The 19,062-nt window shown below is 74.6% G+C and carries 18 protein-coding genes; 3 read left to right on the top strand and 15 right to left on the bottom strand.

Features of this window, described 5'->3' with window-relative positions:
- The first annotated feature begins 142 nt into the window (after positions 1–142).
- Positions 143–328: a DUF2795 domain-containing protein gene (locus ABZY12_RS20090; RefSeq protein WP_356892083.1), complete on the top strand. Its 186-nt coding sequence runs from the start codon at positions 143–145 to the stop codon at positions 326–328.
- A 57-nt stretch (positions 329–385) separates the two neighbouring features.
- Here ABZY12_RS20090 and ABZY12_RS20085 read toward each other — a convergent pair whose 3' ends face one another.
- Both ABZY12_RS20085 and ABZY12_RS20080 read right to left on the bottom strand, forming a co-directional pair.
- A complete protein-coding gene (locus ABZY12_RS20085) occupies positions 386–1,195 on the bottom strand; it encodes an SDR family oxidoreductase (protein WP_356892081.1) in 810 nt (269 codons plus the stop codon).
- A 73-nt stretch (positions 1,196–1,268) separates the two neighbouring features.
- Positions 1,269–2,015 (bottom strand): SDR family oxidoreductase, encoded by a 747-nt coding sequence (locus ABZY12_RS20080; RefSeq protein ID WP_356892079.1) that lies wholly within the window; start codon positions 2,013–2,015, stop codon positions 1,269–1,271.
- Between the two features lie 461 nt (positions 2,016–2,476).
- Here ABZY12_RS20080 and ABZY12_RS20075 point away from each other — a divergent pair, with 461 nt between their 5' ends.
- Entirely contained in the window at positions 2,477–3,913 is a 1,437-nt protein-coding gene (locus ABZY12_RS20075; protein ID WP_356892077.1) for an MFS transporter, read from the top strand.
- Positions 3,914–4,074: 161 nt separating this feature from the next.
- Here the strand turns inward: ABZY12_RS20075 and ABZY12_RS20070 are convergent, their stop codons facing one another.
- The 13 genes from ABZY12_RS20070 to polX form a co-directional block, all read right to left on the bottom strand.
- Positions 4,075–5,178 (bottom strand): glycosyltransferase family 9 protein, encoded by a 1,104-nt coding sequence (locus tag ABZY12_RS20070; protein ID WP_356892075.1) that lies wholly within the window; start codon positions 5,176–5,178, stop codon positions 4,075–4,077.
- Between the two features lie 17 nt (positions 5,179–5,195).
- A complete protein-coding gene (gene rfaE2, locus ABZY12_RS20065; RefSeq protein ID WP_356892072.1) occupies positions 5,196–6,593 on the bottom strand; it encodes a D-glycero-beta-D-manno-heptose 1-phosphate adenylyltransferase in 1,398 nt (465 codons plus the stop codon).
- A complete protein-coding gene (locus ABZY12_RS20060) occupies positions 6,590–7,327 on the bottom strand; it encodes an SIS domain-containing protein (protein ID WP_356892070.1) in 738 nt (245 codons plus the stop codon). Before ABZY12_RS20060 ends, rfaE2 begins: the two co-directional genes overlap by 4 nt.
- A 103-nt stretch (positions 7,328–7,430) precedes the next feature.
- Positions 7,431–8,675: a glycosyltransferase gene (locus tag ABZY12_RS20055; RefSeq protein ID WP_356892068.1), complete on the bottom strand. Its 1,245-nt coding sequence runs from the start codon at positions 8,673–8,675 to the stop codon at positions 7,431–7,433.
- On the bottom strand, positions 8,672–9,637 hold the full coding sequence (locus tag ABZY12_RS20050; RefSeq protein WP_356892066.1) for a glycosyltransferase: 966 nt from the start codon (positions 9,635–9,637) through the stop codon (positions 8,672–8,674). The genes ABZY12_RS20055 and ABZY12_RS20050 overlap by 4 nt, the downstream gene beginning before the upstream one ends.
- Entirely contained in the window at positions 9,634–10,710 is a 1,077-nt protein-coding gene (locus tag ABZY12_RS20045; RefSeq protein WP_356892064.1) for a glycosyltransferase family 9 protein, read from the bottom strand. The genes ABZY12_RS20050 and ABZY12_RS20045 overlap by 4 nt, the downstream gene beginning before the upstream one ends.
- Entirely contained in the window at positions 10,707–11,456 is a 750-nt protein-coding gene (locus tag ABZY12_RS20040) for an HAD-IIIA family hydrolase (RefSeq protein WP_356892062.1), read from the bottom strand. The genes ABZY12_RS20045 and ABZY12_RS20040 overlap by 4 nt, the downstream gene beginning before the upstream one ends.
- A complete protein-coding gene (locus tag ABZY12_RS20035) occupies positions 11,453–12,520 on the bottom strand; it encodes a glycosyltransferase (RefSeq protein WP_356892060.1) in 1,068 nt (355 codons plus the stop codon). Before ABZY12_RS20035 ends, ABZY12_RS20040 begins: the two co-directional genes overlap by 4 nt.
- Positions 12,517–14,181, bottom strand: coding sequence for a carbamoyltransferase C-terminal domain-containing protein (locus tag ABZY12_RS20030; protein ID WP_356892058.1), 1,665 nt, complete (start codon positions 14,179–14,181; stop codon positions 12,517–12,519). Before ABZY12_RS20030 ends, ABZY12_RS20035 begins: the two co-directional genes overlap by 4 nt.
- A 77-nt stretch (positions 14,182–14,258) precedes the next feature.
- A complete protein-coding gene (locus tag ABZY12_RS20025) occupies positions 14,259–15,221 on the bottom strand; it encodes an NAD-dependent epimerase/dehydratase family protein (protein ID WP_356892056.1) in 963 nt (320 codons plus the stop codon).
- 398 nt (positions 15,222–15,619) lie between these two features.
- Positions 15,620–16,099 carry a hypothetical protein gene (locus tag ABZY12_RS20020; RefSeq protein WP_356892054.1) on the bottom strand — a complete coding sequence of 160 codons (480 nt, stop codon included), beginning with the start codon at positions 16,097–16,099 and terminating at the stop codon, positions 15,620–15,622.
- 85 nt (positions 16,100–16,184) lie between these two features.
- On the bottom strand, positions 16,185–16,421 hold the full coding sequence (locus tag ABZY12_RS20015; RefSeq protein ID WP_356892052.1) for a DUF6480 family protein: 237 nt from the start codon (positions 16,419–16,421) through the stop codon (positions 16,185–16,187).
- A 207-nt stretch (positions 16,422–16,628) separates the two neighbouring features.
- Positions 16,629–18,356 (bottom strand): DNA polymerase/3'-5' exonuclease PolX, encoded by a 1,728-nt coding sequence (gene polX, locus ABZY12_RS20010; protein WP_356892050.1) that lies wholly within the window; start codon positions 18,354–18,356, stop codon positions 16,629–16,631.
- Between the two features lie 170 nt (positions 18,357–18,526).
- Here polX and ABZY12_RS20005 point away from each other — a divergent pair, with 170 nt between their 5' ends.
- Positions 18,527–19,030, top strand: coding sequence for a GNAT family N-acetyltransferase (locus ABZY12_RS20005; RefSeq protein ID WP_356892048.1), 504 nt, complete (start codon positions 18,527–18,529; stop codon positions 19,028–19,030).
- Positions 19,031–19,062: the final 32 nt, after the last annotated feature.

Raw genomic sequence — 19,062 nt, 5'->3', positions numbered from 1 at the left:
TCCCCTGGACTGAGCGCCGCTGTGTGCCGGCGGCCGGCCGTCTCCCCGCACGTCTCCCGGCTCCTCGTCGAGCGCGGCGAGAACCTCGCAGGTCGCCCAGGATATCCATGTTTGTCCGACCCTCGATGGGTACCTGCCCGGTATGAACGTGAACCCCATCGCCATGCAGAAGGCCCTGTCCGGGATGAACTACCCGGCCTCGAAGAAGGACATCGTCGACAGGGCGGCCCGCAACCACGCCGATCGGGAGGTCAAGGACGCGCTCGAAAGGCTGCCGGACAAGAAGTACGACTCCCCGGCGGAGGTCAACAAGGAAGCGGCGGACTGACGCCGTCCCAGCCCGGTGTTCCGCCCCGTCTCGCGCGGGGCGGAACACCGAGGCGTGTCAGGGCCTGCGCCAGTCGTCGCTGTCCAGGTGCGAGCCGGCCATCGGCCCCATCCGCAGCATCCCGCCGTCCACCGTCCACGACGCCCCCGTCACGTACGAGGACTCCCGGCCCGCCAGCAGCGCCACCACGGCCGCGACCTCGCGGGCGTCCCCCGGCCGGCCGAGCGGGATGCCCGGCCGGGACGCGGCGAGAACGTTCTCGTCCTCCTGACCGGTCATCGGTGTGGCGATCTCGCCCGGAGCGACCGAGTTGACCGTGATGCCGTGCTCCGCCAGCTCCAGCGCCATGACCTGGGTGAGCAGGCCGAGCCCGCCCTTGGCCGCGCAGTACGGGCCCGCGCCCACCCGGGGCTGGTGTTCGTGGACGGACGTGACGTTGACGATCCGGCCGCCTCCCCCCTGGTCGATCATGCGTCGCGCCGCGCGCTGCGCGCAGAGCAGAGGCCCGACGAGATCCACGTCCAGGACGTGCCGGACCGTGGGGAGATCGAGATCGAGGAAGGGCGTCGCCGTACCGGTTCCGGCGTTGTTGACCAGGACGTCGATCCCGCCGAGCTCCTCCGCCAGCAGGTCGACCACGTCGGCCGCCTCCGGCAGCCGCCCCAGGTCCAGGTGCGCGGTCACGGCCCGCCGCCCCTGCGCGCGCACCTCGTCGGCCGTGGCCGCCGCGCCCGCCTCGTCGGTGTGCCAGGTGATCCCGATGTCCATACCGGCTTCGGCCAGCCGCACCGCCACGGCACGGCCGATGCCGGAGTCGGAACCGGTCACGATCGCTGTCCTCGGGCTGAATCCGAGTGTGTCGGCCATGAAGGGCGCCTCCTCCAGGAGAGATTCCGTCGATCGGGCGGGTCGGGTGTGGAGCGGTCGGACGGTCGGAACGTCAGGGCCAGGAGGGCTCGCGGCGCGGCACGACCACGACCTCGGCGACCGCGCTCCCCGGTGGCACCGACAGGGCGTACATCACGGTGTCCGCCACGATCTCGGGACTCTGCAGCAGGGACACGTCCGCGTCCGGGAAGCGGTCCAGGATGAACGCGGTCTCCATGCCGCCGGCGACGACCCCCGTGATGCCGATGCCGGGGCAGTCGCGCTGCGCCTCCTTGAACAGGGTGTGCGTGAAGGTGCGCAGCCCGGTCTTGCCTGCGGCGTACGGACCCGCCTCGGTCCACGTGCGGATCGCCGCCGTCGAGAGGATGTTGACGATGTGTCCGCCGCCCCGCGCCACCATGCGCCCGTAAGCCTCCCGGCACAGATACATCGGGCCGAGCAGATTGGTGGTGATGACCCGGGTCATCTCCTCGGCCGTCAGCTGTTCCACGGACTTCGTGACGTCGACGGCGGCGTTGTTGACCAGGATGTCGACCGCCTCGCCGGCGTCGTCCAGATCCCGGAAGACCTCGGCCACCGCCTCCGCGTCCCGGACGTCCAGGATGACCGGCCGTGCCTGGCACCCCTCGGCGATCAGGCTCTCGCACAGCTCCTTCGCGAGATCCTGACGTACGTCCGCGACCAGGACCGACGCCCCGGCCTGCGCGAGCCGCCGCACGATCGCGGCACCGAGTCCCCGTGCGCCGCCGGTGACGAGTGCCTGCCTGCCGTCCAGCTCGACCTGTACCCCGCTGTTCATCGCGTTCCCTCCGGTGTGCTCTCCGCGGCCGGTGTCCGGTGGGTCACCGGCTCTCGCCTTCCTTCACTCTGCGTACGTGGGGCGCTTCCGAGCGCGCCGGATTACGCCGCCGGGCCCAACCGCCGCCGTCGGGCACCGTTCCCCGGACGGGGCCCGGGTGCCTGTCTCGCGCGTCTCGCCGGGCTGTCGGGAACAGCCGTTTCCGGCCGGTGTGAGCAAGCCCACCAGAAGCGCCGAAACCCTTGTGGCGCAGGCCCATTGGGGCTGTCAGGGGTTCCTGCGGCGCGGCCCCGCGCGATCGGCCGATCGCTTCTCGGGAACCGTCTGCCACGATGGTCGCCGGGACCGCCCCGCCGCTCAGAGCCGAGCGCTCGCGGAACGTCGCTCCGGCACACGGGGAGGCACGGTGGGTCCCTCCCGCCTCCCCCGTCCGCGCCGCCGCGCGCCTCCCTGGTACTCCTGTGTCTTCCTCCACGCCGCCCTCGTCCGTCACGCCGCCCTCGCCCGGCGTCGCTCCCGCCGCCCTCCCCGCCTCCTCTCCCGCCGCCGCGCCCCGAGACGCTCAGAACGACCGTTCGCCGTGGCGTTCGCTGCGCGGGCGCAGCATGCGCTGGTGGGCCGTCGCGAACTTCGTCTCCAACGCCGGTACCTGGATGCAGCTCACCGTCCAGAACCTGCTGGTGCTCCAGATCACCGGATCCGCCGCCGCGACCGGGCTCTCCATGTCCGTCCAGGCCGCTCCCGGCCTGCTCCTCGGGCCGCTGGGCGGGGCCGTCGTCGACCGCTGGCCCAGGAAGCTCACGGCCGCGGTCGGCCAGGCGCTGCTCGCCGCCGTCGCCGCCCTCACCGCCGTGCTCGTGGCGCTCGACCAGCTGAACCTGCCCGTGCTCCTGGGCCTGGCGGCGCTCACCGGTCTCATCGCCACCGTCGACGGGCCCGCCTGTTCGCTGCTCGGCAACGACCTCGTCCGTACCGAGGACGTGCCCTCGGCCATCGGGGTCGGCTCGCTCGCCCACAGCGGGGGGCGGCTCGTCGGAGCCGCGCTCGCCGGTGTGACGGTCGGGGTCCTCGGCACGGCCGCCGCCTATGTCGCCAACGGGCTGTCGTTTCTTTTCGTCGCCTGCGTGATCCCCTTCCTCAAGCCCGTACGGCGCGACGAGCCGGCAGTGGTCGAGAAGGCCGCCACCACTCTGACCGCGCCCGCTTCCGCCCCCGCCGGGGGTGTGCGCGAGGGCCTGGCCTTCTTCGCCCGCCGCCCGCGTCTGGTCGCTCTCGCGGGGCTCAACGCCGTCAGCGCGCTCTTCGGCCGCAACTACTCGCTCACCCTGGTGGTCCTCGTCACCGGCCCCCTCGCGGGGGACGCCGGCACCTTCAGCACGGTCGCCACCGTGCTGGCCGTCGGCGGCATCGTCGGCGCGGTCCTCGGCGCCCGGCTGCACCGGCCCGGAGTGCGGCTCGTCGCCCTCCTGACGCTCGCCGGGGCGCTGCTCCAGATCTTCGCGGGCGTGGCGCCGTCGGTGGCCGTGCTGCTCGTCCTCGTCCTGCCCATGGCCGTGGCCGAGTCCGTCGCGGACACCGCGCAGAACACCGTCCTGCAGACCGACCCCCCGCCCCACATGCGCGGCCGGGTGCTCGGCGCCTGGAACAGCATCCGTACGCTCTGGGGTCTCGCGGCGCCCCCCACCCTGGGGCTCCTGATGGAGCTGCTCGGGGTACGGGGAGCCCTCGTGGCCGGCGGCCTGGTCGTCGCGGCCACGGTCGGCACCGCTCTGCTCACCCGGCGCCGCCGCACCGCCCCTGTGCGGATCGCCCCGGTCGTGGACGCCCCGATCGCCGAGGTCCTGACGGCGAAGTCCCACGCGCCCACCACGCGCCCCGAGGTGAGCACAGCAGTCTGACGCACGCCGCGCCGCCCGTCCCCGCGTACGGGACGGGGCGGCCGCCCGGGGCCCGGGCAGCGCCACGCCGCGCACTCCCGCACCGGGACCGACGAGCCCCTTCGCGGCCCCGCCGGCCGAGCGGGGGCCGCGGGCGGCGGTCCCGGGTCCGGTACGGACGCTCATGGCAGCGCCCTCGCGGGCGCCCCGCGGGCCTCGGGACCGGTGTCGGCGGTCAGGTCCCGTACCGCCTCCCGTACCTCGTCGACCGTGATGCGCAGCAGTCGCGCGTCCGGCAGGAGACCGTTCGCGTCGCCCGGCCGCAGCGGGTCGTCGCCGGGGGAGGGACGCCACAGCGCCCGGTGGGGGCCGTCCGGCGGTGGCCCCCACAGCAGGGGCGCCACCGGGCCGAACAGCACCACGGACGGGGTGCACAGCGCCGAGGCGAGATGGGCCAGGCCCGTGTCGCCCACCACCACGCACCGCGCCCGCGCGACCAGCGCGCACAGCTCCGGGAAGGGCACGTCGTCCCGCCCCCCGATGACCGACGCGGCGGGCAGCCCGGCCCGTTCCGCCACGGCCCGGGCCTGCGCTCCCTCGCCCCGGCCCGCCGTCACCACCACCGGGTGCCCCGCTTCCCGCGCACTCGCCGCCACGGCGGCGAACCGGTCGACGGGCCAGCGGCGGGCCGGGGCGTCCGCCCCCGGATGGATCACCACGGCGCCCGGCGCGGGCGAGGGGACGGGCGGCGGCGGGATCCGCAGCTCGCCCGGGTCGGCGTCGAGGCCGTACCAGCGCAGCAGCCGGCACCAGCGCTCCCGTTCGTGCTCGTCCGGGCGCCACCGCGGCCCCGCGAGGCCCGGCAGCTCCGCGTGGCCGAACGCCCAGAGCCTGTCCGGGCCGAGCCGCTGGAGGAGCCGGTGGCTGAGCGGGCCGCAGCCGTGCAGATCGACCGCCACGTCGGGTGGTGGGCCCTGCCACGCCAGGGCGGCCGGGACCTCGCGCCCCGGGGCGTCCGTCGGCAGCAGCCGGTCCACCGCGCCGGTGGCCCGTGCGACCTCCGCGAGCCGTCCCGGGGCGGCCAGGACGATCTCGTGCCGGGGGAACCCCCGGCGCAGCGCCCGCAGCGCGGGCACGGCGGTCAGCAGGTCGCCGAGACCGAGCGCCCGCAGCACCAGCAGCGCCGGCCGGTGCCCGTCGGGCTCGTACGGGGGTGCGCCGCCGTCCTCGTACGGGCCGTCCTCGTACGGGGCGCCGGCGCGCCGGGCGGTTCCGTCGAGGGGCATCGCTTCCTCCCGGGCCGTCATCGCGCGGCCGGCGGCGGGGCGGCCGCCGCCCGGGCGGCCCGGTCGGCGAGGGACGTCGTGGAGCGGCCGTCGAGGTACGGCAGCACGACCGCCTGGCCGTCCCATTTCCGCAGGACCTCGGCCTCCGGAAGGTCGTCGGCCGCGTAGTCGCCGCCCTTGACCCACACCTCGGGACGCAGTGACTCCAGCAGCCGTACGGGCGTGTCCTCCTCGAAGGCGACGACCGCGTCGACGCTGCCCAGGGCGCTCAGCACGCGGACGCGGTCGGCGAGCGGGTTCAGCGGCCGCCCCGGGCCCTTGAGCCGGGCCACCGACGCGTCCGAGTTCACGCAGACGATCAGGCAGTCCCCGATCCGTGCCGCGTTCTCGAGCAGCCCCACGTGCCCGGCGTGCAGGAGGTCGAAGCACCCGCCGGTGGCCACGACCGTGCCGCCGCGCGCGTGGACCTGGCGGGCCAGCTCGAACGCGTCGCGGGGCAACGGCCGTTCGGCCTCGGGGGCGGACGCCGGCTCCCACAGCCCCCGACCACCCGCGCCGCCCGCGTTCACGAACGCCGCCGCCTCGGCGACCGCGCGGGCGACCGCCTCCTCGGGCAGGGCGCCGTCGGCCAGGGCGGCCGCGGCCGCCGCGGCGAAGCAGTCGCCCGCTCCGCACGGGTCGCCCTCGGCGCGGTACGGCGCCGGAACGAGCACCGGTGCCGCACCGGGCCGGGCGAGGAGCGCTCCCCGCGCGCCGAGCGTGACGGCCACGGAGCCCGCGGCCCACCGCTCGGCGAGATCGGCGCCCCGGTCGGCATGGGCGCGCAGGGAGGCGCCGGCCAGGGCGCTGAGCGTGCCCGCCTCGGCCGCGTTGGGGGTGACCAGACGGGCCCCCGGCACGGGCGGGCCGCCCCGGGGATGCGGATCCCACACCAGAGGGACGCGCGGGGCCGCCGCGGCCAGCGCCGTACGGAGGACGTCCGCGGTGCCGCGGCCGTAGTCCGCGACCAGGATCGCGCGGGCGGAGGCGAGGGCGGCGAGCGCCCGCTCACCCGGCCGGCCCGGTGTACCGCCGCCGCGGTCGATCCGGACCAGGGGGCGGCCGCCGGCCAGGACGCGTGTCTTCACGGGCAACGTGCCCTCCAGCGGGATCCGCGCCAGTGCGACGCGGCCGCGCAGCGCGCGGCGCGCGGTGTCACTGGCCGGGTCCCGGCCGAGCGCCGCGATCAGGACGACTTCGTCGCGGTACCGCGACGCGAGCACGGCGGCGAGCCCGGCACCACCGGGCCGGGACCGTTCCCCGGCGACGTCGACGACGGGCACGGGGGCGTCGGGGGCGAGCCGGGTGGCCTCTCCCTCGATGTCCTGGTCGAGCAGGAGGTCGCCGACGACGACGAGGGGTCCGGACGTGTTCACGGCGACCTCCGGAGGATCGGGACCGTGGGCGCGCCGGGATCGTGCGGCACACCGTTGTGGGCGACCCGGGAGGACGGTCCGGCGGCCTGGGACGACGGCCCGGCGGCCGGGGGAGGCGTCCACTCGCCCCGGGGAGACTCCGCCGCCCGCGCCGCCGCGACCGCGGCGTCGAAGAACTCGCAGAGCAGATGGACGGCCACCAGATGCGCCTCCTGGACGGTCGCCGTCGTGGCCCCGTCGACGCACAGCGCCTCGTCGGCCACCTCGGCCAGGGGGTTGGGAGCCGGCCCGGTGAGGGCCCAGACGGGGAGTCCGGTCGAGCGGGCGGTCATGGCGGCCGAGAGCAGGTTCGCGCTGCGGCCGGAGGTCGACAGCAGCATCAGGACGTCACCGGTACGGCCGTGCGCGGCGACCTGGCGGGCGAAGACGTGCTCGAATCCGTAGTCGTTGCCGATGGCCGTGACACTCGACGTCTCCGCGTGCAGCGAGATCGCCGAGTAGGCGGGCCGCTCCTCCCGGTAGCGCCCGACCAGTTCGGCCGTGAGGTGCTGAGCCTGGGCGGCGCTGCCGCCGTTGCCCGCCGCGAGCAGTCGGCCGCCCGCAGGGAGTGTCTCGGCGAGACGGTCGCCCCACCGCGCGAGACGCCCGAGGTCCTGGCGGCGCAGGCGTTCCACAGCGGCCTGGAGCGACCGGCAGTGGCGCTGGGCGGTCTCGTACGTGTGTGATTCGCTCATGGTGTGCCGGCCGGGCGCTTCGCCGAGCGCCTGCCGCACCTCCTTCCGGCTTGGTGACTCCGACGGCGGTCCGGCCGCCAGGCCGGGTGGCCGCCGTGGGCGGTCAGAGCGCTCCCGCGACGGGGACGCGCGCGGCGAGCGCCGTGCGGTACGACCCCTCCGTGGCGGCCGCCACCCGCGCCCAGGAGAACCGGTCGAGGACGCGCCGACGGCCGGCGTTCCCGTAGGCGGTGCGCAGGGCGGGATCGGCGAGCATCACGGTCACCGCGGCGGCGAGCGCCGTGGGGTCCTTCGGCGGCACGAGCAGCCCGTTGACCCCGTCGGCGACGGTGTCCAGCTGGCCGCCCACGGCGCTGGCGACGACCGGCCGCCCGCAGGCCATGGCCTCCAACGGCACGATGCCGAACGGTTCGTAGTCCGCCGGGCAGAGCACCACGTCCGCGCTGCGCATCAGGGCGGGCACCTCGGCGGTCGGCACTCCGCCCAGGAAGCGGACCCGGTCCGCCACTCCCGCTTCCCCCGCGAGGGCGCGCAGCCGTCGCACCTCCGGGTCGCCGTCGAGCCGGTCGGGGGGCGGGCCGCCGACGACCAGGAGCTCCGCCGTCCGCAGCCGGGCCAGGGCCGCGATCGACACGGCGGCTCCCTTGCGCGGCACGAGCCGCCCCAACTGCAGGAGCCGGTGCGGATAGGCGCCGCGCGGCGCGACCGGACCGTCCGGGCGGAACACCTCGGGATCGACGCCGCAGGGGACGATGTCGACCTTGCCGCGCGGAACGCCCATGGCGGCCAGTTCGTCGACCTCGTCCCGGCAGGTGGCGATCACCCGGTCGCACCCCGTACCGACGTCCGCCTCGCAGGCGACGCGGGCGGGCGGGCTGGTGTCCGCACGCCCCTGATTCCGCCGCTTGACCGTGCCGAGGGCGTGGTACGTGTGCACAACCGGGATCCGGGTCTCCCGCGTCGCCCACAGCGCGGCGAGACCCGACATCCAGAAGTGCGAGTGCACCGCGTCGGGTGCGCGAGCCCGCCACTGGCCGGCCAGATGACGGGCGAACTCGCGCATGTACGGAAGGAGTTCGTCCTTCGGTATCTGTTCCGGAGGCCCGGCGGGGACATGGTGCACCTCGACGCCCGGGCGCAGCGGCGTACGGTCCGGCAGGTCCGGATCGTCGCGCCGGGTGTACACCGTCACATGGTGGCCGCGGTCGGCGAGCGCCCCGGCGAGATGGGCCACGTGCACGTTCTGCCCGCCGGCGTCGACTCCGCCGAGGGTCGCGAGCGGGCTGGCGTGCTCCGAGACGAGAGCGAGGGCCAGGGGGCGGCCGTCGAGCGAGGAGAAGGATGTCATGACCGTACCTCCGCGATGAGGCGCTCCCAGTCGTCCAGGAAGCGTTTGAGGCCGTACCGTTCGAGGGCCGCCTGCCGGGCGCGGGCACCGTCCTGGGCGGCCGCCTCCGGTTCGGCGAGGTAGTGCCGGGCCGCCCGCGCGAGGATCTCCGGGCGGGTGGAGAGCGTCCCGGCGCCGGCGGGGACGGCCTCGACGGCCTCCGTGGTGGCGAGCGCCACCACCGGCATCCCCAGATGCATGGCCTCCAGGAGGGAGAGCCCGAGGGAGGTCCAGCGCACCGGGTGCAGATACAGACGGCGTTCGGCCATGGCGCCGTGCAGGCGCTCCTGGGGGAGATCGGCCGTGCGGCACCGGTCGGAGGTCAGTCCGAGATGAGCGGCGAGCCCCTCGGTCCGCATGCCGAAGACGTCGAGCGGCGCCGCCTCGGCAAGCAGCGGCAGCAGGTCCGTACCCACGTAACGGCGGCGCCTGACCGGCTCGTTGACGACCACCGCGGCCCTCGGCAGACGGCCGGTGTACCGGTGGCCGGGGTCGACGATGCCGTGCTCGATCACGGCGGTGCGGGTGGAGCCGTTGTCCCAGAACAGTCGGTTGAAGTGGGTGACGTGAACCAGCGTCAGGTCCTCGCGGTCGGCCATCGGATGGCGGCTGTCGGGCACGTCGCCGCGTGGGGCGTTGTGCTCCAGGTACACCGTCGGAACGTCCTTCCCGGGGCGACGGCCGCCGAGCCATCGCGTGGCCAGTTCCTCCTCGTGGGGCCGCTGGAGCACGACCAGATCCACCGGCGTGTTCGCGAGCTGCTCCGGAGAGACCTCGCGCACGGTCGACGGCCAGGCGAAGGTCTCGGCCCGGCCCCGCCCGTCGGCTCCCCGGTCCGGCGTGACCGGAACCAGATAGGTGTGGGGGCCCTGGACGAACGCGGTCGTCCAGGAACCGTGCACATGCCACAGGAGGATGTTCATACGGTCGCTCCTCGCTCCGTCCCGTACGCGTCCTCCGGTCGGACCGGAGCACCGGGAGCCGGTCGGCCGAGGAGCGCGGCCACCGCCGCGATCACCTCGGCATCGCTCACCGCGTCGAGGCAGGGATGTCCCTCGACCGGGCACGTTCGCGCCCTGCTGAGCGCGCAGGGGGCGTTCTGGTCGCCGAGCAGCACCTGCGGCACCCGGAAGGGGCGCCAGCGCTCGGCGGGGACCACCGGCGCGAACAGACAGACCACGGGCGTGCCCACGGCCGCCGCCAGATGCGCGGGACCGCTGTTGCCCGCCACCACGCACCGCGCGCGTCCGAGGACTCCGGCGAGGGTGCGCAGACCGGGGGTCGCCCCGCCGAGGTCGAGTCCGTGCCGGCCCGCGACCCGTGCCGTCAGCGCCTTCTCGGCGCGGCTGCCGGTCACCACCACCCGGTGGCCCGCCTCGTGCAGGGCGGCGGCGGCCCGCTCCGCCCGTGCCGGGCTCCACGCGCGAGCCGGCACCGCCGCGCCCGGATGCAGCACGACGTACGGCTCCGGACCGGTGAGCTCCGTGGTGTCGGGCCGCTCGGTGACGCGCAGCGCCCCGTCGTCGCCCGGCGGAAGCCCGAAGCCGCACGCGTGGGCCAGGTCCAGCGCGGCCTCCGCCTCGTGCCGGCCGGGCAGCCGGCGGTGCCGCAGATCGAGCAGGGAGCCGGGATAGTCCTCGCTGTCCGCGGCGATCCACTGCACCCCGGCGAGCCTCAGCAGGAGCGCCGCCGGAAGGGGGCTCTGGTGGTACGAGACGAGGATCAGCGCGCGGTCGAACCGGCCGGCGGAGACCGTGTCGATCAGCGCCGCGCAGTCTTGGCGCGACACCGCAGGCGGCTCCAGACCGACCCAGGGCGCGTCATGGACGAGGACGTCGTCCACCCCGGGCAGTACCTCGGCGGCGGGGGCGCCCAGCGGGCCGCACAGCACCGCGGTCCGCGAGGAGCCCGCCGCGACCGCCCGGACGGCCGGGCCCGCGAGCAGGACGTCTCCGGCACTGTCCAGGCGTACGACGAGGGTGCGGGGCGCGGTCATCGGACACCGCCCCGCGGCCGCGCGCCGGCGGCGGAGCCGGTGCCCAGCAGGATCATTCGGACGGTGGCCGGGAGGTCGGCGGCCGTCTCGGCGGCCGCCTCGATCTCGCCGGGCAGGGTCACGGCCGTCGGTACGAGAATGCCCCGGGCGCCCGCGGCACGCGCCGCCTCGACGTCGGCCCCGATGTCGCCGATCACCACCGTGCGGGACGGCCGCACCCCCAGCCGCGCGCAGGCGGCCAGGACCAGACCCGGCGCGGGCTTGCGGCACGGGCAGCCGTCACCCGGGCCGTGCGGGCAGACCGCCCAGACGGCGAAGGGACCGAGGCGCTCGTCCACGCGGCGCCGTACCGCCTCGACGTCCTGACGGGTGATCAGGCCACGGGCGACGCCCGACTGGTTGCTCACCACGCCGACCGGGATGCCGAGGCTGCGGACGGCGGCGACGGCTTCCGCCGCCCCCGGCATGAGCGTCACCCGGTCCGGATCCCCGTTGTACGGCACGTCGACGACCAGGGTGCCGTCACGGTCGAACAGGACCGCCTCCGGCAACCGGGCGTACGGTCCCCGGGCCCACGCCGGCCTCGGCGGAAGCGGCGCGCCGGCCACGTCGCCACCGAGCACCCACGGGCCGCCGTCGCTGCCGTCCCCGTCGACGGCGCCGGCCATGCGCACGTCCTCGCGGGAGCGGGCCTGGAGCCGGCTCGCGTCGGCGGGGCGGGCCCGCGCCGGCGAGGGGGCGCTCATGACCCGACCTCCTCGCGCAGCGGCTCGTCCGGCAGCGCCGGGTTCAGGGAGGGCCGGCGGGCCGGGCCGAGGGGGTGGGCGCCACGGTGGACGACATGACCGCGCAGCCGGTGCCAGGTGGCGGCGGCCGGGATGACCGCGCTCGTCAGGATCATGCGGGTGATCTCCTCCCGGGTGCGGGGACCGGGGGCGATGCGGGCGAAGGCGAACTCGGCCGTGCCGGCCAGCCAGGCCGCCGCGCACACGGCCGCGGCCGTCCGCCTGCCGAACGCGGCGCAGCACAGGGCCCCGGCCCCCGCGGCGGTCACCGCGAGGTGGCGGGGAATCCGGCCGCGCGGGGCATGCGCCCGGGACCACCAGTCCGGCCCGTGCAACCGGCGCATCAGCACGTCGTCGGCGTTGCCGGCCTGCTGACGTACCGAGATCCAGCGATCCGCCGGCCGTACCGGATGCGTGGTCCGGCGGGTTCCCGCCGCCAGGATCCAGCCGCCGGCCAGCAGCCGCAGCGCCAGGTCCGCGTCCTCCCGGAACGCGCGGCGGAAGCGTTCGTCGAAGCCTCCCGACGCGTCCAGCGCCTCCCGGCGGAAGGCCATGTCCGCGGTGATCCAGCGGGCGGTTGCCAGACCCGCCGTATTGCGTTCCCAGTCGGTGGGGCGGCGGTCCACCGGCAGGGGTACGTCGATGCGGGCCGTGACGGCCCCCGTGTCGAACGACGCCGTGGCGAGATCCCGGGCCAGGTCCTCGCCCCACGTGGACGAGGGCACCACGTCGTCGTCGAGGAAGACGATCCACGGCACCGGACCGGCCGCCGCGGCACCGGTGTTCCGGGCCGCCGCCGGACCGCGCGCCCGCCCTGGCACCACGACGGTCACCGGCCGCAGGACCTCCGGGATCTCCAGACCGGGCACCGTGCCGTCCTCGCCGGGACGGTCGTGGACGATCACCACCCGCGCCGGCCCCGGCCCCGGGGAGGCGGCCAGCGCGGCCAGACATCGGTTGAGGCTCGGCCGGCCGAGGGTCGGTACGACGACCGCGTACGACGGCACGGGGCGGGGGCCGTTCACCGCGACCACCCGTTCGCCCCGGGCCGGAACATCTCGCCGCGCCGGACCGCGTACGGCCCGATGGCCAGCAGGTCCACCGGCGAGGAGCCGAAGCACTCCAGCGCGTCACGCGGGTCGTCCACCATGGGCCGTCCCGCCGTGTTGAGGCTGGTGTTGACGACCACCGGAAGTCCGGTCCGCCGTTCGAACTCGCCCAGCATGCGCGCCACCAGCGGCTCCAGGCCGGGGTCCACGGTCTGGATGCGTGCCGTGCCGTCCACGTGCACCACCGCCGGGATACGCTCCCGCCACTCCGGCGCGACGTCGTGGACGAAGAGCATGTACGGGCTGGGCAGGGGCCCGTCGAAGATCTCGGCGGCCCGGTCGGCGAGCACCATCGGCGCGACCGGCCTGAACTGTTCGCGGCCCTTCACGTCGTTGAGGCGCTCCAGATTGCCCGCGTGACCGGGATGGGCGAGCAGCGAGCGATGGCCGAGCGCCCGGGGACCGTACTCCGAACGCCCCTGGAACCAGGCCACGATGGCGTTCTCGGCCAGCGCCTCGGCCACGGTGGCCGCGATGTCCGGGGGACGCTCGAACGGCACCGCCGCGGTCTTCAGCCAGCCGCCGAGTTCCGCGTCCGACCAGTCCCGGCCCAGGGCCGCTCCGGGCATCGGCTCCGGGCCGTCCCCGGCCTCCGCCGACAGCAGCAGGGCGGCGCCGAGCGCCGTTCCGGCGTCGCCGGCGGCCGGCTGCACCCACACCCGTGCGAACGGGCCCTCGCGCGCGATCCGCGAGTTGGCCACGCAGTTGAGGGCGACGCCGCCGGCCAGCGTCAGGACCCGGTCGTGCGTGCGCCCGTGCAGCCAGCGCACCAGGTCCAGCATCGTCTCCTCCAGAACGGCCTGCGCGCTCGCCGCGACATCGGCGTGGGCCTGGGTCCACGGCTCGTCGGGCCCACGGGGCGGACAGAAGTCGTCCCAGGGCACGCTGCCGGCGCGGAAACCGCCGTCGCCCGTCGGATGGACGTACCGGCGCAGTTCGCCCAGCATGCGCGGAGAGCCGTGCGAGGCGAGCGCCATCACCTTGAACTCGTCGGAGGAGCGCAGGAATCCGAGATGCGCGGTGAGCTCCTCGTACACCAGACCGAGGGACTCCGGGAGACCCTGCGCGTACAGCGGCTCGATGCGGTCGCCGGTCCGCCGCGCCGCCAGGTGCGAGCTGCGCTCTCCCCGCCCGTCGAGGACGAGGACCGAGGAGGTCTCGGCGTCCTCCGCTGCGAAGGCGCTCGACGCGGCGTGTGCCATGTGGTGGCCCACGAAGCGGACGATGCCGGGGTCGAGCCCGGGGAGCGAGGTCTTCAGGAATCCGGGGACCTCGCGCGCGTAGGTCTGCCGGAGGTGGTCCCAGGGGTCGTCGAGGCCCATGGCGTCGGCCGGCAGGGCCAGTGCGGGATCGTAGGAGTACGCGACGGCGTCGAGGTCCTGCGGTCGCAGTCCGGCGCGCTTCAGGCACCACCGGGCCGCCTGCTCGGGCAGCTCCCAGGCGGAGAACGGCACCGGGCGCTTGCCGTGTTTGCGCCGTGAGAAGCGTTCCTCCTCCGCGGCGGCGACCGTCCTCCCGTCGATGACGAGCGCGGCGGCGGGGTCGTGGAAGAGGGCGTTGATTCCGAGAACACGCATGATGGCGGGGGCCTTTCCGCTGCGGGGACACGGCCGCTCGAAGAGGGCGGCGCGGTACGCGGGCTGGTCGGTGGTCCTCAGTCGTCCTGATGGGCGCGGAACCAGGCGATGGTGCGGCGCAGCCCGTCTTCCGCCTGGACGGTGGGCTCCCACTGGAGCTTGTCCCTGGCCAGCGTGATGTCCGGGCAGCGGACGGCGGGATCGTCGGTGGGCCGCTCGATGAACCGGATCTCAGAGCGGGAGCCCGTGAGTTCCACGATCCAGCGGGCCAGGTCCAGCATGGTGATCTCGGCCGGGTTGCCGAGGTTGACGGGGCCGCGCATCCCGTGGGCGGCCGCCGCGAGGATGCCCCGGACGGTGTCGTCGACGTAGCACAGCGACCGGGTCTGGAGCCCGTCACCGGTGACCGTCAGGGGCGCGCCGGCCAGCGCCTGCCGTACGAACGTCGGCACGGCGCGTCCGTCGTATCCGCGCATCCGGGGTCCGTAGGTGTTGAAGAGCCGCACGATGGCGGTGTCGGTGCCGTGCGCCGACGCCTCGGCCGTGGTGAGCGCCTCGCCGAAACGCTTGGCCTCGTCGTACACGCTGCGCGGTCCGACGGGGTTCACATTGCCCCAGTACCGCTCGCTCTGCGGATGCTCCTGCGGATCGCCGTACACCTCCGACGTGGAGGCGAGGACGAACCGCGCACCGGAGGCGCGGGCGAGGGCCAGGGCGTTGCGCGTACCCAGGCTGCCGACCTCCAGGGTGTGCAGGGGGAGGCGCAGATAGTCCGCCGGGGAGGCGGGCGAAGCGAAGTGGAGCACGAGGTCGGGCGGCCGGTCGGGCTGGAAGGGCTCGGAGACGTTCGCCTCCAGCAGGGTGAAGTCCGGGCGGTCGAGCAGTGAGGAGATGTTCGACCGCCGCCCGGTGCTGAAGTCGTCGACACAGGTCACCGCCGTTCCCGCGTCGAGCAGTGCGGCGCACAGGTGCGAGCCGACGAAGCCGGCGCCGCCCGTGACGACCGCGTGCTCCCAGCGGGACGCGAATGAACTTGCCATGGTGATCTCCTCCGGCGGATGTGAGGGGAGACGAGCCGCAGCTCCCGAGCGGCCGAAAGTCGGCGGCGCCCCCGCGTGCCCGACGGGGATGGGGCACTGTCCGGGGGAGCTTCTACGGAGCCTCCAGCGTGCTTCACACGGATCGGCTCCGCCACGCGAAACCGCCTGACCGGGTGAAATGCCGCCGAGGCGGCGTCGAACGGATTCGGGCGTGGGCCCGGCGTCCGGACCCGCCGCTACCCGCATCGAGCGGCGCTGCTCCCCGCAATCACACTTTCACCCCTGCTTGCCCCTTTTGCTCCGGGTGCGGAGCCTGCGGAGGAGGTGGTCGTTCTGTGTCATGGAACGGCGCCTCCGGAATGTCCGGAGGCGCCGTTCCATGAGGCCTGGGAGGCGGGTCAGCCCCCTGCACACCCGGCCGAGCGCTCCGCGTCGGTGATGGCCTTCGTCAGCGCGTCCAGATCGGGCTTGATCTGGTCCACGGCCGCCGTGCCGGTCATGTTCCTGTCGAGGCGGTCCATGGACGTGTCCAGCCTGTCGAACGCCGCACGCAGGCCGTCGGTCCTCACGGCCGTCCCCTCGGCCGTGTCCTCCACGTCACCCAGGTCCTCGGACAGGTCGGCCCGCATGTCCTGCAGATCCGTCACGGTCCCGGAGGGCTCCATGGTGGCCATCTCGCCCGTCTGCGACTTGAGATCGGCCAGATCCGCGCAGACCGCCTGAGTGGGGTTGCCGTCGCCGCCCGAACCGTCACCGTCGCCCCCGCATCCGGCGAGGGCGAACAGCCCCGCGGCCGCCGCGAGAAGGGCGCCGGGCACGGCGTGACGCGCTCTGCGCCGGCCGGACGGCACTGGCGCGGGTGCGGTGCTCGGGGTCATCGTGAACCACCTCCTTCGGCGCGCGCTCCGCGTGCCTCGGTCGGAAGAGCGGCGGGAGTCCGCCGCGGCGACAGTGGCCGGTCGGTCACCGAGTCGCCAGCACGATCGCGTACGCGAGGAAGAACAGCGCGCACACGGCGGCGAGGACCCACACGATGAGCAGGGGTCCTCGGCCCCAGCCGCGCCGCGGCGGCCGGTAGGGGCCGGTACCGGTGCCCGTACCGGATTCGGCCGGAGGGGTCTCCCCGGGCGGGACGCCGCCGCCTGCGTCGAGTCCTGGGGTGGCACGCGGATCCGGGTCCGGGTTGCTCGGTGTGGTCATGGGAACACCTCCCTGTCGCTCCACGAGAAGCCGGTCGGCGCCTACCCAGCGAGGCACGAGATACTCGGCCCGCCCGCCGCCACACGCGCGGCGGCTCCGGCCCCGGGCGGCGCCTCTCCCGGCGCGGTGGCTCCGGTTCCCGCGCACCGTCTCTCCGGGGCGACTGGGCGCCGCCGAGCCGACCGCCCAGCCCGGGCGGCGGCCGCCTCAGCCGCCCTTCTTGGCCAGGAACCGGCGCAGCTTCGCGAGCGGCCAGGTGTTGATGACGTCGTCCGTCGTCAGCCAGCCGCGCTGCGCCGTCGCCACCCCGTACCGCATGTAGGGCAGATGCGTGGTCGTGTGCGCGTCGGAGTTCACGGCGAACTTCACCCCGTACCGTTTCGCACGCAGGATGTCCTCGTCACACAGGTCGAGACGCTCGGGATGCGCGTTGATCTCCAGAGCGGTGCCCGCCCGGGCACACGCGGCGAAGACCGCGTCGAAATCGGCGTCGATGCCCGGGCGTTTGCCGATCCGGCGCGTGGTGGGATGGCCGATGACCGCGACGTGCGGGTTCTCGCAGGCGCGGACGAGACGGCGGGTGAGCTCCTGCCTGCTCTGGTTGAAGTGGGAGTGGACCGAGGCCACGCAGATGTCGAACTCCGCGAGGAACTCGTCGGGCCAGTCCAGGGCGCCGTCCGGCCCGATGTTGAGTTCCGTGCCGTGCAGCAGCCGCATCCTGCGGTGGGCGCCGTCCAGGGCACGTACCCGCTCGCGCTGGGCGAGGATCTTCTCGCTGGTCATACGCTGCATGTACAGGTTCGGGGCGTGATCGGTCACCGCGTAGTACGCGTAGCCCCGGTCCGCGGCGGCCGCGATCATGTCCTCCAGCGGGGCCAGCCCGTCGGTGAGGTCGGTGTGGGTGTGCAGATCGCCGCGGATGTCCTTCTCGGTGAGCAGGTCGGGGAGTTCGCCTCGCAGCCCGGCCGCGATCTCGCCCCGGTCCTCGCGCAGGGTCGGGGGTATCCAGGGCAGTCCGAGCCTCGCGTAGATCGCCTCCTCCGTCTCGGAGGTGACGCTCTCGCCGCTCTCCACGTCGAAGAGCCCGTACTCGGACAGCTTGAGACCATGCCGTACGGCGAGTTCGCGCGTACGGATGTTGTGCGCCTTGGAGCCGGTGAAGTACTGCAGCCCCGCGCCCCAGGAGGCGGGGGGAAGGACCCGCAGATCAACCTGGAGGCCCGTGGTGGTCCGGACGGAGGTCTTCTTCTGCCCGTGCGCGATGACCTCGGCCGTGTGCGGGAGCGCCGTGAGGGCGTCCATGAACGGGCCCGACCGGTCCGCCGCCACCAGGATGTCCACATCGCCGATGGTCTCCCTCATACGGCGCAATGACCCCGCGTACGCGCACCGCTCACAGCCACGGATGTCCGACAGCTCGGCCACGAGCTGCTCGGCGACGTCCATGGCGGCGTTGACCAGGATCCGGCCCTTGCCGGCGTTCTGCAGTACGGAGATGCCGTGCAGGATGTTGTCCTCGGTCCGCTCGCCGAAGCCCTTCAGATCGCGCAGCCGTTCCCGGTGGATGGCGTCGAGCAGCTGGTCGACGGAGCTGACGCCCAACTCCTCGTACAGGACCATGGCCTTACGGGGCCCGAGCCCGGGAATCGCGATCAGCTCGCGCACTCCGGCCGGTACGGACGCCCTGGCCTCCTCGACGACGGTCATGCGGCCGGTGCGCAGATACTCCAGGACCTTGTCGGCGACCGACCTGCCGACGTTCGGGATCTCGCGCAGCGCCTTGGCGTCGAGCTTCGACACGTCCTCCGGGTGGCCCCCGACGGCGCGGGCGGCCTTCTCGTAGGCGCGCGCCTTGAAAGCCTCCCCACCCCTGATCGCGATGAGGTCGGCGTACTCCTGGAGCAGCGCCTCGACCTGGTCGTTGGCTCGTGGCATGTCTCCAGGGTCCCCCGCTCGCCCCGGGCTGGCACGCGGACGGCCGGTCGCGGGAGCCTGCTAGTTTGTCGAGCAGCAGTCACGCCTTCCCGGCCGGGCATCGCCTCCGCCGGGGAGGCTTTTTTCATGCCCCGGAACCCGTCCCCGGCCGCCGACCACGAAGGAGACCCATGCCCGACGTCACCGCGCGTCTCGCCGACGCTTCCGACCGCCCCACGCTGGAGCGCCTCTGGCTGATGTTCCGCCACGACATGTCGGAGTTCGACGGTGTGCTGCCCGATCCCCACGGAGCGTTCCGCGCTGATCGGCTGCACGCCGCCCTCACGGAGCCCGGCTGGGCGCCCTATCTCCTCAGGAGTGGTGGGCGCCCGGCCGGTCTCGCGTTCGTGCGCGGCCTGACCGGACCGACCCGCGTGCTGAACAGCTTCTTCGTGGTGCGGGGCGCGCGCAGGACGGGGATCGGCCTGCGTGCCGCTCAGGCGGTCGTGGCCCGCCATCCGGGGCCGTGGGAGGTCGCCTTCCAGGAGGTCAACGTCGCCGCGGTCCACTTCTGGCGTCGCGTCGCCACCGAGATCGCCGGTGACACGTGGACCGAGGAGCGCAGGGCGGTACCGGGCCGCCCGGACCTGCCGCCCGACACCTGGATCTCGTTCGTCGTCCGAACGAGTACATGACCGGCGAGCAGGTCCGGAGCGTGGACCGGTGC

The organism is Streptomyces sp. NPDC006551, assembly GCF_040611675.1.
Classification (GTDB): Bacteria; Actinomycetota; Actinomycetes; order Streptomycetales; family Streptomycetaceae; genus Streptomyces.
This window is presented reverse-complemented; position numbering and strand designations above follow the sequence as displayed.

What these genes read in the sequence shown, in the direction of transcription:
- ABZY12_RS20070 (WP_356892075.1), bottom strand. Translation starts at nt 5,178, where the DNA reads ATGCCCCTCGACGGAACCGCCCGGCGCGCCGGCGCCCCGTACGAGGAC.
- ABZY12_RS20045 (WP_356892064.1), bottom strand. Translation starts at nt 10,710, where the DNA reads ATGACCGCGCCCCGCACCCTCGTCGTACGCCTGGACAGTGCCGGAGAC.
- ABZY12_RS20080 (WP_356892079.1), bottom strand. Translation starts at nt 2,015, where the DNA reads ATGAACAGCGGGGTACAGGTCGAGCTGGACGGCAGGCAGGCACTCGTC.
- ABZY12_RS20085 (WP_356892081.1), bottom strand. Translation starts at nt 1,195, where the DNA reads ATGGCCGACACACTCGGATTCAGCCCGAGGACAGCGATCGTGACCGGT.
- ABZY12_RS20055 (WP_356892068.1), bottom strand. Translation starts at nt 8,675, where the DNA reads ATGACATCCTTCTCCTCGCTCGACGGCCGCCCCCTGGCCCTCGCTCTC.
- ABZY12_RS20020 (WP_356892054.1), bottom strand. Translation starts at nt 16,099, where the DNA reads ATGACCCCGAGCACCGCACCCGCGCCAGTGCCGTCCGGCCGGCGCAGA.
- ABZY12_RS20090 (WP_356892083.1), top strand. Translation starts at nt 143, where the DNA reads ATGAACGTGAACCCCATCGCCATGCAGAAGGCCCTGTCCGGGATGAAC.
- polX (WP_356892050.1), bottom strand. Translation starts at nt 18,356, where the DNA reads ATGCCACGAGCCAACGACCAGGTCGAGGCGCTGCTCCAGGAGTACGCC.
- ABZY12_RS20025 (WP_356892056.1), bottom strand. Translation starts at nt 15,221, where the DNA reads ATGGCAAGTTCATTCGCGTCCCGCTGGGAGCACGCGGTCGTCACGGGC.
- ABZY12_RS20030 (WP_356892058.1), bottom strand. Translation starts at nt 14,181, where the DNA reads ATGCGTGTTCTCGGAATCAACGCCCTCTTCCACGACCCCGCCGCCGCG.
- ABZY12_RS20005 (WP_356892048.1), top strand. Translation starts at nt 18,527, where the DNA reads ATGCCCGACGTCACCGCGCGTCTCGCCGACGCTTCCGACCGCCCCACG.
- ABZY12_RS20015 (WP_356892052.1), bottom strand. Translation starts at nt 16,421, where the DNA reads ATGACCACACCGAGCAACCCGGACCCGGATCCGCGTGCCACCCCAGGA.
- ABZY12_RS20050 (WP_356892066.1), bottom strand. Translation starts at nt 9,637, where the DNA reads ATGAACATCCTCCTGTGGCATGTGCACGGTTCCTGGACGACCGCGTTC.
- ABZY12_RS20040 (WP_356892062.1), bottom strand. Translation starts at nt 11,456, where the DNA reads ATGAGCGCCCCCTCGCCGGCGCGGGCCCGCCCCGCCGACGCGAGCCGG.
- ABZY12_RS20060 (WP_356892070.1), bottom strand. Translation starts at nt 7,327, where the DNA reads ATGAGCGAATCACACACGTACGAGACCGCCCAGCGCCACTGCCGGTCG.